This is a genomic window from Pacificibacter marinus (genome assembly GCF_018860665.1).
In the GTDB taxonomy this organism is placed as follows: domain Bacteria; phylum Pseudomonadota; class Alphaproteobacteria; order Rhodobacterales; family Rhodobacteraceae; genus Celeribacter; species Celeribacter marinus_A.
The window spans coordinates 85,819-101,232 of sequence record NZ_JAHKPK010000017.1 but is presented as its reverse complement, the minus strand read 5'-3'; the positions used below and the strand labels follow the sequence as shown (position 1 = coordinate 101,232).

The following is a 15,414-nucleotide window of genomic DNA, read 5'->3' as shown; positions in this document are numbered from 1 at the left end:
GTTCATTTGCTTCTCGAACCCAGACAAGCTAATCCGCAACAGTCAGAATTTGATCCAAAGTCTTTTTCATTTTGGCAACTTTGGGCACCTGAGCGTCATCAGAAGGATGCCCCACCGCCAAAATCATGATTGGTTTTTCTGACTCAGGTCGCCCCAAAAGACCGTTTAGAAATTTCATAGGATTGGGCGTGTGGGTCAATGACACAAGGCCAGCATGGTGCAATGCAGACACTAAAAATCCAGTGGCGATGCCTGTGCTTTCAGGCACGTAATAGTTTTTAAACCGTGTACCATCATCAAAGTGCCCCCAGCGTTGCGCAAAAATGACAATCAGCCACGGGGCAATATCAAGATGCGGTTTGTCCGCACTTGTGCCAATCGGTTCAAGCGCTTTGATCCATTCATCACTGGCTCCACCATCGTAGAATCGCTTTTCTTCCTCTTCAGCGGCCAAACGGATTTGGTGTTTCAAATCAGGATTAGAAATCGCAACAAAGTGCCAAGGTTGATGGTTTGCACCTGATGGAGCCGACCCAGCTGCGCGAATGCATTGTTCGATCACCTCACGTGGCACTGCGCGATCTGAGAAGTCACGTACTGTATGACGGCGTTTCATTCTGTCGTAAAACGCATTGGCATTTTCCAGCATTTCTGCGTCGCTTAAATCCATGCGATCCGGCAATTCCAGCGCTTCGTATTCAATATGATCACGCGCAAACATCGCCTTAATACTCCACCCCGATTTGCGCTTTCACACCGGACCGGAACGGGTGTTTGACCAACTCCATTTCCGTCACCAAATCCGCGGCCTCTATCAGTCCGTCTTTGGCGTTGCGCCCCGTCAACACCACGTGGGTCAGCGGCGGTTTTTCCGCCTGCAAAAAGGCAACAACTTCATTCACATCCACGTAATCATAGCGCATCGCGATGTTGATCTCATCAAGCAAAACCATACGGTTGCTTTCGTCACGGATCAATTCTTTGGCCTTGGCCCAAGCGGCTTGCGCCATCTCAATATCGCGGGCTTTGTCTTGGGTTTCCCATGTAAAGCCTTCGCCCATGGTGTGGAACTCGCAAATATCGCCAAAGCGTTCGGTGATCAAATTGCGCTCACCACATTCCATACCGCCTTTAATAAACTGAACAACGCCACATTTCATATCATGGGCGATGCAGCGAAAAATCATGCCAAACGCGGCAGAGGATTTCCCCTTGCCCTTACCCGTATGCACCATGATCAGACCTTTTTCGCCTGTCTTGGTTGCCATTATTTTATCGCGGGCGACTTTCTTCTTTGCCATTTTAGCGGCGTGGCGGGCGTGGTCTTCGCTCATGGGTCTCTCCTGAATAGGGTGACTTCAAATTTGCATTGCTCAGGCGCTAATGGCAATGGGCAAGCTGGAATTGCGTTGCATGTCTATAAATGAAAAAAGGCCGCCCTGCGATTGGGACGGCCCTCTTTTTTAAGTGAGACGCTGGTTGAATGACGCATATATGCGTTAGCAATCCAGCTTTCCCATCAGAATTTTGGGAAATAAACATCACCCGGAGATAAGGTAAAAATTTCACTTCCTGTGGCAGTCACCACAATCGAATGTTCAAACTGCGCCGTGAGTTTCTTATCAACGGTGATCGCGGTCCAATCGTCTTTCAAAACCTTAGTTTCAGGGCGTCCCATGTTGATCATCGGCTCAATCGTAAAGATCATGCCCTCTTCCAAAACAGGCGCCAATTCGCCCGCACGACGCGCAGGGACGTAATGCAAAACATTGGGCGGAGAATGAAATACCCGTCCAATACCGTGCCCACAAAAATCGCGCACAACTGACATACGGTTTTTATGGGCATGGGTTTGGATCGCGCTTGCGATATCGTCAAAGGTATTGCCCGGTTTGACCGCATCGATGCCAAACATCAAAGCGTCATGCGTCACAGTGATAAGGCGCTCTGCGAATTTTTTAGCTTTACCTGCAACATACATCCGGCTTGTATCGCCAAACCAGCCATCTTTGATGACTGTGATGTCGATATTGACGATATCCCCATCGAGCAAGACATCGTCTTTACGTCCAGGAATTTTCGATCCTGGAATGCCATGACACACCACGTGATTGACCGAAATGCACGAAGCGTGCGCGTAACCTTTATATCCGATGGTGGCAGATGTGGTCCCAAGTTCAACCACGCGGCGTTCCACAAAGGCGTCAATTTCGCCAGTGGTCGCGCCCGGTTGCACCAGTGCTCCAACTTCGTCCAAAATCTGTGCGGCCACCTGACCAGAGGCGTGCATGCCTGCGTAGTCAGTGGGCTCATATATGCGAATGCCATCTTTGGTGATGCGGCCATGATGCGTGTCGTTCACATCGTTCTCCTGATTGCGATGCGGGTGATATAAGGCCAAAGGCACCAAAGTGCCAGAGTGTAGGTGTCACTTGTGATCTAAGGGCCTCGGGTCCAATGTGATTTCATGGGGAGACACGCGGATACGCAACACCATGATCTCTACCCCAGCATCTTTCGCGTCACTTTCAGCTGCCGCGTAAACCGGATCGATATCGGCAGCTGGCGCAAACCGGTCGCAATCATCACGACTGACCAAATACAACATAACGGCGCGGTCGCCTGCCAGAACCCGCTTAGCCAGCTCCCCCAGATGTTTGGCCCCGCGCGCTGTTTTACTATCGGGAAATTCGGCAAGGCCTGCTTGGCGCGACAGGGTAACCGACTTCACTTCAACCCATGTTTTAAGGCCATCTTTTTCGACCAAAAAATCGACGCGCGATTTGTCCCCATAGGGCACTTCGGATCGTACATCGCCTTCCAAACCAGAGATTAATCCAGCCAAAAGGGCCTCTTTCACCACCCTATTGGCGATCCCAGTATCGACGACAATCGTAGCCCCGCCTTTTTCAATCAAGCGCAATCCGTATTTGAGCTTCTTCTTAGGATCATCATTGGGCTCGACCCAAACCTTTAGACCAGCGTCAGACATGCCCATCATCGACCCCGGGTTCGGGCAATGAGCCGTGACTTCAGTGCCATCTTTCAATCGTACATCCGCAAGAAAGCGTTTGTAGCGTTTTAGCAGAACGGCAGGAACGAGAGGGGTTTGAAAGCGCATGGGCAAGCACTATACCTTAGTGACACCTGACTCAAGGAACACTCAAGGAACCCCTTATGCCCAACCCAACCGCAGCCATGCTTGTTATCGGCGATGAAATTCTATCTGGGCGCACACGCGATGCGAATATGTATCACCTCGCCAATGAGCTGACCAAGGTTGGGATTGACCTCAAAGAAGTCCGCGTTGTCTCAGACGACAAAAAGGCGATCGTCGAGGCAATTCAATCTCTAAAGCAGGGGTTTGATAGCGTGTTTACCTCTGGCGGTATCGGTCCGACCCATGATGACATCACTGCTGACTGTGTGGCCGAAGCCTTTGGTGTGGGCATTGACGTACGCCAAGACGCCTATGACGTCATGGCAGCACATTATATAGCGCAAGGGTCGGAATTTACTGAAACGCGTATGCGTATGGCACGCATTCCAGACACCGCAACATTGATCGACAATCCCGTGTCTATCGCGCCAGGGTTTAAAATTGAAAATGTTCATGTCATGGCTGGCGTGCCCAAAATATTCGAAGCCATGGTGGCCTCTGTCTTGCCCACGTTGACCGGCGGCGCGCCTTTGACATCGCAGACCTACAGAATTGAACGCGGTGAAGGCATCGTCGCAGACCCCTTGCGCGGCTTGGCTGAAAAATATGCTGATTTGTCTATTGGGTCTTACCCGTTTCAAAAAGACGGCGCCTTTGGAACAAACATCGTGATCCGTGGCGCAGACGAAGCCGAGGTGTCCAAAGCTATGGCAGAACTCATCGCTATTTTTCCAGATCACGGCGCGTGATGACGCAGGCGGACCTTTGGCAAGTGCTTGAGGCCTCATGGCCTGCCGCCTCACGAACCGCTTTCGGGCCATTCATTTGGCGTGAAGGCGCAGGAGGCGGAAGCCGTGTGTCTGCTGCAACTGCCAATACTCTGCCTGACGTCTCTGCTTTAGACTCTATTGAGCGCAAATTTACTGCGGCCAACCGCGATGCGCTGTTTCAACTGCGCGACACAGAGAGTGCTTTCGATCAAATGCTAGAACAGCGCAGTTACGATATCATAGACCCAACACTATGCCTTGCTGCCCCTGTCGATAGTTTTGCCAAATCAGACCCTAAAGCGGCTTATATCAGCTGGCCCCCAATCGCCGCACAGCGCGATATCTGGGCCCTCGGAGGCATTGGCTCTGCACGGATCAACGTAATGAAACGTGTTCGAATTCCAAAGACAACCTTGTTAGCCCGCGATCAAAATGCGCCAGCAGGAACGGCCTTTGTCGCCACTCTAGGGTCCATTTCTGTTCTTCATGCTCTGGAGATCGCGCCCGCATTTCGACGGCGTGGCCTAGCCCATGCGCTGATGAACCATGCCGCTGATTGGGCTAAAATCAACGGAGCGTCCACGATTTCCGTTCTGGTCACGCGCGCCAACACAGCCGCCATTGCTTTGTATTCTTCTCTTGGAATGCGTGAAATCGGTCATTACCACTACAGGCGAAAGAGGACATTATAACCTATGCCTGCACACTCAAAACCTATTGCCAGATCTGCCTACTTGACCTGTTTCACTATATACTTCGCTGCCGCGCCCTTGGCAGCATTGGACTTAAACGTCCCCGCAAATATGGTTCGCACCGCCCAGCGCGAAGAAGTCGCAACAGTGCAGCCATTGCCTAGTGCCACTTTTTCCGGTGCTGAGACGCCGTTTCTATCCGCCGAAGGACGCGTCGTGCATACGGCTTATACGATTTCGTCGACAAGCCTCACACCATTTCAATTGATCGCCCCCCTTAAAGAGCAGCTGGAATCACAGGGGTATCAAAGCGTTTTTGCTTGCGCAGATACAGTATGTGGCGGTTTCGATTTTAGATATCTTCTGGACCTGCTGCCAGAACCGCATATGCACGTGGATCTTGGGAATTTTCAGTATCTATTGGCCGCAACCCCACAAGGCCGTGTTGTAGCACTTGTGACCAGTCGCGCGCGCACAGCAGGTTTTTTACAAATCACTGAGATCACGCCAGAGACCGGCGCGACGGACCTGTCAATTGTCGAGAATGCCCCATTCGAGACGATAGACACAACACTGGTCACACAGACCCTTGGCCCCCTTGCGCAAGAATTTTCCGCGCACGGATCAGTAGCACTGGATGATTTGGCGTTTGAAACCGGCTCGTCGCAGCTTGGCGACGGTCCTTTTGAAACCTTGCAAGCCCTAGCCGCATATTTGACGCAAACCCCCGATGCGCACATTGTTTTGGTTGGTCATACCGATGCTGTGGGAAGCCTAGAGGGCAACATTACTCTATCGCGAAAACGTGCCAGTTCGGTTCGCGATAGATTGGTGAACCGCCATGGCGTGCCCCCACGCCAAGTTTCTGCACAGGGCATTGGGTATCTCGCCCCACGCGCGAACAACAGCACAGAGCAAGGGCGTAACATAAACAGAAGGGTTGAAGCCGTTTTGGCCTCAACCCCCTAAAGTTTCAAAAATTGATCTGATTTAGCTCCAGTTTTCTGGACCTTTATCTGCGAACGCATGTGCCAAAAAGTCGATGAACGCACGCACTTTCGGCTGGGTAAAACGTCCCGGAGGATACACAGCGTAGACCCCTTGGACCTCTGCCGGCAATTCAGGGATGGCCTCTTCGATCAGGCCTTTTTCCAAAGCGTCCGCGTATAAGAATGACGGTAAGTAAGCGATGCCGAGTCCTGAAATACAAGCGTTCAGCAAAGATTGCCCATCGTTCACAGTCAACCAGCCCGCCGTGCGCACCTGGCGTTTTTCGCCAGACGGCGCGGTCAATTTCCATACCGCAGAATTCGATTGGTTTGAGTAATGCAAAAGCTTGTGATCGTTTAGATCGTCAATTTTCTCAGGTCGCCCATATTTTTCAAAATACGCGGGGCTGCCAACCATTCGCTTTGTGGTTTCTGTCAATTTGCGTGCTCGCAAGGTGCTGTCTTCCAGCTCTCCAATGCGAACGGCCATATCAAAACCTTCGGAAATCAGTTCAACGTAGCGATTGTTCAGCACCATATTAACGGTGATGTCAGGGAACTCGGTCAAAAACTCGCCGAGAACTGGCGAGAGGTGATTGACCCCAAAGTCCGTCGCCACAGATATACGCAACAGGCCAGACGGCGCGGATTGCATCGATGTGACCAAAGCGTCCGCTTCGCCTGCGTCATTTAGAACGCGGCGGGCACGATCATAGTAAGCCAGACCAATTTCTGTAGGGCTTACACGGCGTGTTGTGCGGTTTAGCAAACGTGCACCCAGTCGGGCCTCTAACGATGAAACGTGCTTAGAGACTGCGGATTTTGAAATCCCCATCTTTTTTGCCGCATCTGTGAAACCACCTTGGTCCACAACGGTGGCAAAGGCTTCCATTTCAGTCAATCGATCCATTGGTGTGCTACCTACATACTTGCGCTCGTTCCAATCCTGTATGCAGGCCAAATTGGGCAACAATAGGTCCGCGGCGGGACAATAGCGTGTTGATGTTGGTATCGTCTGAAATCTGGAAACACAGGCATGCCATTAAAAATGGCAAACAAATCTTTAGCTTACCTATAGAATCGCGGCCAGTCGGGCACCCTGATCAATGGCACGCTTTGCATCCAATTCTGCCGCGACATCTGCCCCACCAATCACATGCACGCGATGCCCATCGCTTTGCAGCTCATCGGCCAAAGATCGATTTGGCAGCTGGCCCGCGCACATCACAATGGTATCTGCCTCAATAAATTGACGTTCTTCTGCCTTGGTGATCCAAATACCGCTCGGCGTGATTTCATCATAAGACACGCCCCCCATCATCCGCACGCCTTTCATTTGCAACGTCGCGCGGTGAATCCAACCTGTGGTTTTCCCAAGTCGCTTGCCGGGCTTTTCCGCTTTGCGTTGCAGCATCGTCACCTGTCGCACGGGTGGCTCTGGCTGGGGGCCATCCAATGACAATCCGCCACGATCCACCTGCGGGTCTGTAATGCCCCATTCATGTTTCCACGCGTCTAAGTCCAAGGTGGGGCTGGTATCAGTGGTCAAAAATTCAGACAGATCAAAACCGATTCCACCAGCGCCGATCACCACAACCTTGGCCCCAACGAATACAGAACCCTGCAGAACTTTGGTATAAGAGACGACATTAGAATGCGTGTCCTGCCCGCTGATCTGCGGGTCACGCGGCGTGATGCCTGTGGCAACCACCACCTCGTCGAACATGGCAAGGTCTTGTAGCTCCGCCTTAGTCCCAAGTTTTACCGTGATAGAAGAGCGTGCGACCATGGTCTCATACCATGCAACAAGCCCATGGAATTCTTCTTTACCCGGCACCTGACGCGCTAAGTTCAGCTGCCCGCCCAAGGTTGCAGACTTATCAAACAACGTCACGTTATGCCCACGTGCGCTTGCCGTCAGTGCAGCAGACAGACCGGCAGGGCCAGCACCAACAACGGCAATTGTTTTGACCTCACTGGCGGGGTCATAGGTCAATTCTGTTTCGTGACAGGCACGCGGATTGACCAAACACGACGTCAGCTTGCCGCCAAAGGTGTGATCCAAGCAAGCCTGATTACATGCTATGCAAGGCGCGATTTCATCCGCAGTACCAGCCGCAGCTTTGACCACAAAATCTGGATCAGCTAAAAAAGGACGCGCCATCGACACCATATCAGCGCAGCCTTCGGCCAAAACGGATTCGGCGACATCAGGCATATTGATACGATTCGATGTGATAACTGGAATAGACACTTCGCCCATGATCTTTTGAGTCACCCAAGAAAACGCGCGGCGCGGCACAGAGGTGGCAATTGTCGGCACGCGCGCCTCATGCCAACCAATGCCTGTGTTTAAAATTGTCGCCCCTGCGGCCTCGACTTCTTTGGCGAGCATGACGACTTCGGACCACGTTGATCCGTTGGGGATGAGATCTATCATCGACAGGCGATAGATCAAAATGAATTCAGGCCCGACTGCGGCACGCACCCGTTTGACCACCTCAATGGCAAAGCGCATTCGGTTTTTGTATGATCCACCCCAAGCGTCGCTGCGTTTGTTGGTATGCGCGACTAGGAACTGATTGATCAGATAGCCCTCAGAGCCCATGATTTCGACCCCATCATAGCCTGCTGCCTTGGCGCGCTGTGCAGCCGTCGCGAAATCAGTGATTTGTTTTTCGATCCCTACGGCGTCTAATTCGGTCGGCTTGAATGGCGATATTGGCGACTTGATTGGTGATGGGGCCACACAATTGGGACCATAAGCATAACGCCCCGCATGCAAAATCTGCATCGCAATTTTACCGCCCTGCGCGTGGACGCGATCTGTGACGGTTCGGTGGTTTGCGATGTCTTGGTCTGAAAACAACCCTGCGGCCCCGGGATATACTCCACCCTCAGAATTAGGTGCCATTCCACCCGTGACGATTAAGCCAACGCCACCTGCGGCCCTTGCCGCATAAAAAGCAGCGACCGCGTTCCAATCTTTGCGCTCTTCCAACCCTGTGTGCATCGACCCCATCAAGGTACGATTGCGCAAGGTGGTGAACCCCAGATCAAGTGGTGCCAAAAGATGCGGATACTGTGTCATTATACCTGTCTCCCTAAGCGCCAAGGTTCACGCATGCGTCAGCCGTTGTCACGCACAACGCGGCGTCAAAACTGCGACAAACGCAACGGGGTACAATCAGTTGTCGCTCGTTTCCAAGCAATGTCGGCGAAAGGCGCGTTTAAGCATATCAAGCTCTGCACGCAGTAACCCCAGATCTGCGCGAATATCATCACTTAACGCTTCGCCTGCAATGATGGAAAAACTTGCCAGCTGATCGCCTGTGTCCAAATTGGAAATCAAGAAAACCTGCACTCCATCGCTGATCAATTCAGCAGGGATAGCAACACGAAAGAACCAAACCCCGGCTCGATCAGGGTCTTCGTCCAACACATGCCCCCCAACCGGCTGATCGAGATGAGTCACCTCAAGCGCTGGCAGGGTTTCAATGTCTTCTGGGACGTGCAATTCACCCTCCCAAATACCACCATGCAAACGTGTTTTGACCAGTTCAATTTTACTCATCACCATGTCCTTATAATTCTGCGCGAGGGCGGCGTGAAAGTGTGAGATCGCGTAAAACGATCTGGTTCATTTCGGGATCTTCAAAAATGAAATCAATCCAGACTTTCTCAACCCGTTTTTCATTCAATTTGGTATAGGCCAAATCGAATTCTGCGAAAACATCATCACTATTCAATGGGATTTCACGCACCACCTGTTCCAAATTTGGTCCGTGTTTTACGTTCAGCCGTGCAAAAACTTCGATAGGGGCTTCCAAATCAATAGCACAATCAAGACGTAAGATATGGCGTCTACTTAAGCCGTCACACACTTCGGCAGGCAAGTCGATCGCCAGCGATAGAAAGCTGCCATCGAAACGAAACACGTCTAAACGCAATCCAAAAGGCGCAAGATCCATATCAGAAACATTGCGCACTTGCCTATATGTCAGTTCGGACACGCGGCAATCGTGGAACATAGTCCCCTCGTTGCCAATGCGCGCTTTCGTCAATACTGACGATGCGCCCAAGGGTGTAATGGGCCCGCGCCAAATTTCGGGCCGATACGACCAATCTGTATACAGTGGCAATTGCATTGCATTTGATCCGATAAACGGCAGCGCCAAACGCCCTTCAGCTTCAAAAATGAACCGATCCAACTGCATCCGCAAATCGCGTGCTTGGCCGCGCACAGCCCGCAAGTCACCCAAGCCAATGGATTTAACCTTGTTCGCCCGCTTGGACCAACGCTTTAAGGCAGCTGCATTCAAAAGCCGCTCGATGTAATTTCCAATGCGCGAACTCATATGTCTGAAAATGCCCTATACTCGTGTGCTCGAAAAGTCGTCATGTTCGTTCCGTTATATCCGTATCGTCAAGGATGTCTGTGTTGCTTAGGATGTTTCTGTAACGGGAAACAACGCGATTCAGATCAATCTGACAGATAAAGGTTTCATCTCAACAAACGCGACAAAATACTAGACTTTGGCTCGCATTTCGCAACAATCGAGCGCTATTGCGCTACATTTTCAGCCAGCAATAGGCGCGCAAGCTGGATCACAAGCGCTTTTGCGCTTGTGTTACTGGCAGTAACTCCCACAAACGGCGTGACTGACAGCGTCACCAAACGATTATGAATGACGGTAAAGGCGCGCCAGTCATCTTGAGACAGTCCGTCAATGTTGACAGGTGACGAATCGCGAATGTGCAAAATCAAGGTATCATCATCCACAATTTCCATACTCGCAGAGACCGTCACGGCATCTCCGTTGCGCGACAGGACGGCGCGCCCCTGCTCTGTGCTAAAGAATTTTTGCAACGCCTGTGGAGTCACGCTTTCAGGATTTTCAAGCGGAGCCGCGACCGTTGTTGTAAGCAGTACAGATCGCGATTGGTCGACTTTGTGTTTTTTTCCGCGCAAAGCCGCGCAATCAGCCATCAAAACAAAACCCGTTTTCACAGTGTCTTTGACCGAAGTTTCATCAACACAAAACCCATCAGGTGCGGTGACAGTGAAATTTGAAGACGCCAAGCGTACCGAGGTCTGGCCTTTGATCGCGCCACCACCGAGGTCAGGTAATGTCATCTGACACCCGCTAAAAACAGTACACAGACACAAAGCCAAAGCTATTTTATTCATCAACATACACCGCCACTCCGTCACTCACCGTGTTCAGATACAGTTCACGCCATAAGCTCGCAAGAGCGGTGAAACATTTGTCACCCCAACTCTTTGCGAGCCCCAGTGCGGCTGCTATGTCCGTTGAAAGTCAACCTGTAAGGACAAGTGATGAAGTACAACGCATACGCGGACATGGTGGCATCTGCGCTCAGACAACGAGCCTATTGGCGCATAGTTGTGGCGCTTGTCGCTACGTTTTTAGTTGTATCCCTTGTAACGCCTTTGGCGCTGGGCTTGATTGGATCTCTTGCGCCCGAACTGTCGGCGATAAAACTTACTCCAACAGGTATCGAAATCGGCACATCGCAGGGCGGGCTGTTTCTTATTTTATCCAGCTTCGCTATACTAATTCTGGCAACGGTCATTTTCGCCAAAAAACTTTCCAATCGCACTCTGCGCGATCTCACAGGCCCTGCCCCGCTGTTACGCAGTCAGTTTTCTGTGACAGTTAAATGGATGTTCTGCCTCACAATTGTGATGATGTTGGTTCCAGCCCCGCAATCATCTATGGAGGTTCAAAGCCAACTGGCGTTAGGATTATGGCTCACTTGGCTACCACTGGGATTGGTCGGCCTCGCCATACAGGTCACTGCAGAAGAACTCTTTTTCCGCGGATATCTACAGACACAGCTGATTGGTGCGACAGGGTCTTATGCAAAGGGTATGGCTTTAAGCGCACTGATTTTTGGACTGGGGCATATATCTGGCGATGTTGAAGGCCTTTCTGCACTCTTTCCCGTTGTCTGGGCCACACTCTTTGGCCTTGTCGCGGGCGATCTGACAGCACGCAGTGGCACTCTTGGCCCGGCCATTGCGGTACATTTTATCAACAACATGACGGTGATTTTCATAGCACCTGTTGCTGGGGTTCTGTCTGGCTTTGGCCTTTGGACGCGTGACGTTGATCTGAACACTGCCTTTTCAGACCCTATTTTAATGTGCTTTGAAGGCCTTATTTTGCTGATTACTTGGCTCACCGCGCGTATTGCGCTTAAGCGTTGATTGCAATTCCCGTCATTGCTGCTTATTTGAGGGCTAACACAGACTTCGGCCAAAGGCTTACGCATGAACTGGATTTCCAACTACGTCCGCCCGACAATCAACTCTCTCTTTTCGCGCAAAGAAACGCCCGATAATCTTTGGACGAAATGCAAAGAGTGTGGAACCATGTTGTTTCACCGTGAGTTGGCAGACAATTTAAACGTCTGCACCAACTGTGACCATCACATGCACATCACGCCACGCCAACGTTTTGGGGCTTTGTTTGATGGCGGTATCTTTACGGAAATCGCAGTCCCCGCCGTTGTCGAAGATCCGCTGAAGTTCCGAGATCAGAAAAAATACCCCGACCGTATGAAGGCCGCACAAAAATCCACGGGCGAAAAAGATGCGATGCTTGTGGTAGAAGGCGAGATTGGTCGCACGCCCATCGTCGCAGCAGCGCAAGACTTTTCCTTTATGGGTGGGTCCATGGGCATGTATGTCGGTAATGCGTTTATCGCTGGCGTCGAACGTGCGATTGAACTGAAACGTCCATTTGTGATGTTCTCGGCCGCTGGCGGCGCACGCATGCAAGAAGGTATTCTATCCCTGATGCAAATGCCACGCACGACTGTTGCGATTGAGATGCTGAAAGAAGCAAACCTGCCCTACATCGTTGTGCTGACCCATCCGACAACTGGTGGCGTCACGGCTTCTTACGCGATGCTCGGCGATGTACAAATCGCTGAACCGAACGCGCTGATCTGTTTCGCTGGTCCACGCGTGATCGAGCAAACCATCCGTGAAAAACTGCCCGAAGGGTTCCAACGCGCTGAATATCTTTTGGATCACGGTATGCTTGACCGCGTGACCCATCGCACCAAGATGAAAGACGAATTGGTCACCATTTTGCGTATGCTCGGTGGTCTGCCCCCTGCTGTTGTGGCGGATTTACCAGCCCCAACCGAGGTAGCTGAATTGGCAGCACCCACTGACACAGCGGACTCAGCCAAAGCTGAATAATCATGGACGGGTGGCGACACCGCCGCCCACTCCACCAGCGCCCAGCACGCTGTGATTGCTGAGCCCCCCAACATTACAATCGCAGGTCCAACTATGCGTTCCGATATCATCCTCGATCGTCTGATGTCTTTGCACCCCAAAGTGATCGACCTTGTTCTGGACCGTGTTTGGCGCTTGCTTGACGCGCTCGACAACCCCCAATCCAAGCTGCCCCCTGTGATCCACATCGCGGGCACCAATGGCAAAGGATCGACGCAAGCGATGATCCGCGCTGGACTTGAGGGCGCTGGCAAATCGGTACACGCCTATACATCACCGCATTTGGCGCGATTTCACGAACGTATTCGCCTTGCAGGGGAATTGATTTCCGAAGACGCATTACAAGACATCTTGGAAGAATGCGAACGCGCCAATGGCGGCGAACCCATCACCTATTTCGAGATCACAACTGTCGCAGGCCTTTTGGCCTTTTCACGCACGCCAGCCGATTACACTTTGCTTGAGGTGGGCCTTGGCGGGCGCTTGGATGCCACCAATGTCATCGACACGCCCGCGTTGACTGTCATCACACCGATTTCTATCGATCACACCCAATTTTTGGGGGACACGATCGAAGCCATCGCCAGTGAAAAAGCCGGCATTATCAAACGCGGCGTACCCTGCATCGTCGGCCCACAACCTGAGGCCGCGATGGAGGTGATCGAGCGCCAAGCCATGCGCCTTGGCGCGCCCTTGCTGGCTTATGGTCAACACTGGCATGTTACTGAAGAGCATGGACGGTTGGTTTTTCAAGACGAAACAGGCCTGCGCGATTTGCCTTTGCCAAATCTGATTGGCAAACACCAAGTTGAAAATGCCGGCATGGCCCTTGCAGCGCTGCGCCATCTTAATATGGGTGATATTGCCCTAGAGGCTGCCGTCACAGGCGCGCAGTGGCCTGCACGGATGCAGCGTCTCAAGACAGGCCCGTTGATTGAGGCCGCAGTAGACGCCGAAATCTGGCTGGATGGCGGGCATAACCCCGCCGCAGGACTTGCCCTTGCGGAAGCCATGGATCGCTTGCAGCCCCGCACCACCTATTTGATTTGCGGTATGCTAAACACCAAAGACATTGGTGGGTATTTGCGCCCGCTAGCGCGTCATGCCGAGCAGCTCATCGCCGTGTCGATCCCTGGTGAAGCTGCCACACTCAGCGCTGAGGAGACCGCAAAAGTCGCCCAAGATGTTGGTATGAAAGCGACACAAAGCGACAGCGTTTTTGAGGCCATTCGGTCTATTGTAGCAACGGATCCCGATGCGCGGATTTTAATCTGCGGTTCGCTTTATCTTGCCGGTGCGGTTTTGCGCGAAAACGGCTGATTAAAACCGCACGACTTTAGACAGCGCCATCTTAATGAGCGTCGTCTGTTGCCCAGTCTTTGTCTTGCATCTCGCGTAAACGCGAGGCTGTACGTTCAAATTCGAACACGCCAGCACCTTCGATATATAGGCTTTCGGGCGCGTCAACCGCACTGGCGACCACGCGCACTTTTGCCTCATATAGCGCATCAACCAAAGTCACGAACCGCTTGGCCTCATTGAAATTGCCACGTCCTAAACGCGGGATGTCTTCAATAATCAACAGCTTCACCGCGTCTGCAATCGCCAAGTAATCTCCTGGACCATACATCTGACCGCACAGGTCCCAAAACGTCGCGCGGGCAATACCGTTGTGAAACTTCGGCAGCTTCACGTCGCGGCCTTTGACTTTAATCGTCAGCCCTTCAGATGCATCACCAGTCAGATCTGTCCAAATCTCATTGATCGTCGCACGTGTCTCATCATTGATCGGACTGAAATAAACGGGCGTGCCCGTCAAACGCCCCTGACGGTAATCGACTGGAGAATGCAGATGATGCACCTCTAACTTGTCTTTAATGATATCGATAAAGGGCAAAAAGAGCTGCCGATTGAGGCCGTTCTTATACAGATCATCTGGCACACGGTTCGAAGTGGTCACAACAGTCACACCCCGCGCAAACAGTCCTTCAAACAGACGCCCCACGATCATCGCATCGGCGATGTCAGTGACCTGCATTTCGTCGAAACACAGCAAACGCACCTCTTCAGCGACCTTATCGACGACGGGTACAATCGTGTCCGCGATGCCTTTTTGACGTGCCTCAAAAATTTGCGCCTGCACGTCTTGCATGAAGGCGTGAAAATGAACGCGGCGTGAAGGTACGGGAGAATGTTCATGAAACAGATCCATCAACATCGACTTGCCACGCCCAACGCCACCCCAAATGTACAGGCCTTTTATGGGATCAGGCTTTTTGCGCCCGCCAATCAGAGACAGCAATCCGCGTTTGCCAACGGGCGCCGTCGCCAAATCATGTTGCAATCGATCAAACAGCGGCAAAACTGCTTCTTGTGCGACATCCGCACGCAGCGTTCCAGCGGCAACACGAGCTTTATAAATCTGAGTCAAACTATCCATGGCACATCCATAATACGCGCAATCTCATAAGAAAAGATGATGGGCGTCATGCAGATCATTTGTTTGACGTTCTCAATAGAAATGACG

At 51.9% G+C, this 15,414-nt stretch carries 16 protein-coding genes; 6 read left to right on the top strand and 10 right to left on the bottom strand.

What is annotated here, in order from left to right; genetic code table 11:
• Nucleotides 1–28: 28 nt before the first annotated feature.
• The 4 genes from KO497_RS04060 to sfsA all read right to left on the bottom strand — a co-directional run bounded on the left by KO497_RS04060 (nt 29) and on the right by sfsA (nt 3,121).
• Nucleotides 29–721, bottom strand: a complete 693-nt coding sequence (locus KO497_RS04060; RefSeq protein ID WP_215942687.1) for a nitroreductase family protein — start codon at nt 719–721, stop codon at nt 29–31.
• Nucleotides 722–725: 4 nt separating this feature from the next.
• On the bottom strand, nt 726–1,334 hold the full coding sequence (gene cobO / locus KO497_RS04055) for a cob(I)yrinic acid a,c-diamide adenosyltransferase (protein ID WP_215942686.1): 609 nt from the start codon (nt 1,332–1,334) through the stop codon (nt 726–728).
• Nucleotides 1,335–1,519: 185 nt separating this feature from the next.
• On the bottom strand, nt 1,520–2,362 hold the full coding sequence (gene map / locus KO497_RS04050; protein ID WP_215942685.1) for a type I methionyl aminopeptidase: 843 nt from the start codon (nt 2,360–2,362) through the stop codon (nt 1,520–1,522).
• A 66-nt stretch (nt 2,363–2,428) separates the two neighbouring features.
• Nucleotides 2,429–3,121, bottom strand: coding sequence for a DNA/RNA nuclease SfsA (gene sfsA / locus KO497_RS04045; RefSeq protein ID WP_215942684.1), 693 nt, complete (start codon nt 3,119–3,121; stop codon nt 2,429–2,431).
• 56 nt (nt 3,122–3,177) lie between these two features.
• Here sfsA and KO497_RS04040 point away from each other — a divergent pair, with 56 nt between their 5' ends.
• Genes KO497_RS04040 through KO497_RS04030 form a run of 3 tightly spaced genes read left to right on the top strand, consistent with a single transcriptional unit; the run spans nt 3,178 to nt 5,591 of the window.
• Nucleotides 3,178–3,909 (top strand): competence/damage-inducible protein A, encoded by a 732-nt coding sequence (locus KO497_RS04040; RefSeq protein WP_215942683.1) that lies wholly within the window; start codon nt 3,178–3,180, stop codon nt 3,907–3,909.
• Nucleotides 3,909–4,622 carry a GNAT family N-acetyltransferase gene (locus tag KO497_RS04035; RefSeq protein WP_215942682.1) on the top strand — a complete coding sequence of 238 codons (714 nt, stop codon included), beginning with the start codon at nt 3,909–3,911 and terminating at the stop codon, nt 4,620–4,622. The genes KO497_RS04040 and KO497_RS04035 overlap by 1 nt, the downstream gene beginning before the upstream one ends.
• Before the next feature lie 3 nt (nt 4,623–4,625).
• The gene (locus KO497_RS04030) at nt 4,626–5,591 is read left to right on the top strand and encodes an OmpA family protein (RefSeq protein WP_215942681.1); all 966 of its coding nucleotides are present in this window, start codon (nt 4,626–4,628) and stop codon (nt 5,589–5,591) included.
• A gap of 21 nt (nt 5,592–5,612) precedes the next feature.
• Here KO497_RS04030 and KO497_RS04025 read toward each other — a convergent pair whose 3' ends face one another.
• From KO497_RS04025 to KO497_RS04005, 5 genes are all read right to left on the bottom strand, one after another.
• Entirely contained in the window at nt 5,613–6,521 is a 909-nt protein-coding gene (locus KO497_RS04025; protein WP_215942680.1) for a LysR family transcriptional regulator, read from the bottom strand.
• A 162-nt stretch (nt 6,522–6,683) separates the two neighbouring features.
• On the bottom strand, nt 6,684–8,702 hold the full coding sequence (locus KO497_RS04020; RefSeq protein WP_215942679.1) for an FAD-dependent oxidoreductase: 2,019 nt from the start codon (nt 8,700–8,702) through the stop codon (nt 6,684–6,686).
• A gap of 96 nt (nt 8,703–8,798) precedes the next feature.
• On the bottom strand, nt 8,799–9,185 hold the full coding sequence (locus KO497_RS04015; protein ID WP_215942678.1) for a hypothetical protein: 387 nt from the start codon (nt 9,183–9,185) through the stop codon (nt 8,799–8,801).
• A 10-nt stretch (nt 9,186–9,195) separates the two neighbouring features.
• On the bottom strand, nt 9,196–9,969 hold the full coding sequence (locus KO497_RS04010; protein ID WP_215942677.1) for a DUF6478 family protein: 774 nt from the start codon (nt 9,967–9,969) through the stop codon (nt 9,196–9,198).
• Between the two features lie 206 nt (nt 9,970–10,175).
• On the bottom strand, nt 10,176–10,748 hold the full coding sequence (locus KO497_RS04005) for a hypothetical protein (RefSeq protein WP_215942676.1): 573 nt from the start codon (nt 10,746–10,748) through the stop codon (nt 10,176–10,178).
• A gap of 204 nt (nt 10,749–10,952) precedes the next feature.
• Between KO497_RS04005 and KO497_RS04000 the strand changes: the two genes are divergently transcribed.
• The 3 genes from KO497_RS04000 (at nt 10,953) to KO497_RS03990 (ending at nt 14,207) form a co-directional block, all read left to right on the top strand.
• Nucleotides 10,953–11,846, top strand: a complete 894-nt coding sequence (locus KO497_RS04000) for a CPBP family intramembrane glutamic endopeptidase (RefSeq protein WP_215942675.1) — start codon at nt 10,953–10,955, stop codon at nt 11,844–11,846.
• Nucleotides 11,847–11,909: 63 nt separating this feature from the next.
• Entirely contained in the window at nt 11,910–12,848 is a 939-nt protein-coding gene (gene accD, locus KO497_RS03995) for an acetyl-CoA carboxylase, carboxyltransferase subunit beta (protein WP_215942674.1), read from the top strand.
• A gap of 93 nt (nt 12,849–12,941) precedes the next feature.
• The gene (locus KO497_RS03990) at nt 12,942–14,207 is read left to right on the top strand and encodes a bifunctional folylpolyglutamate synthase/dihydrofolate synthase (protein WP_215942673.1); all 1,266 of its coding nucleotides are present in this window, start codon (nt 12,942–12,944) and stop codon (nt 14,205–14,207) included.
• Nucleotides 14,208–14,238: 31 nt separating this feature from the next.
• Here the strand turns inward: KO497_RS03990 and zapE are convergent, their stop codons facing one another.
• Nucleotides 14,239–15,327, bottom strand: coding sequence for a cell division protein ZapE (gene zapE, locus KO497_RS03985; RefSeq protein ID WP_215942672.1), 1,089 nt, complete (start codon nt 15,325–15,327; stop codon nt 14,239–14,241).
• Between the last annotated feature and the right edge of the window lie 87 nt (nt 15,328–15,414).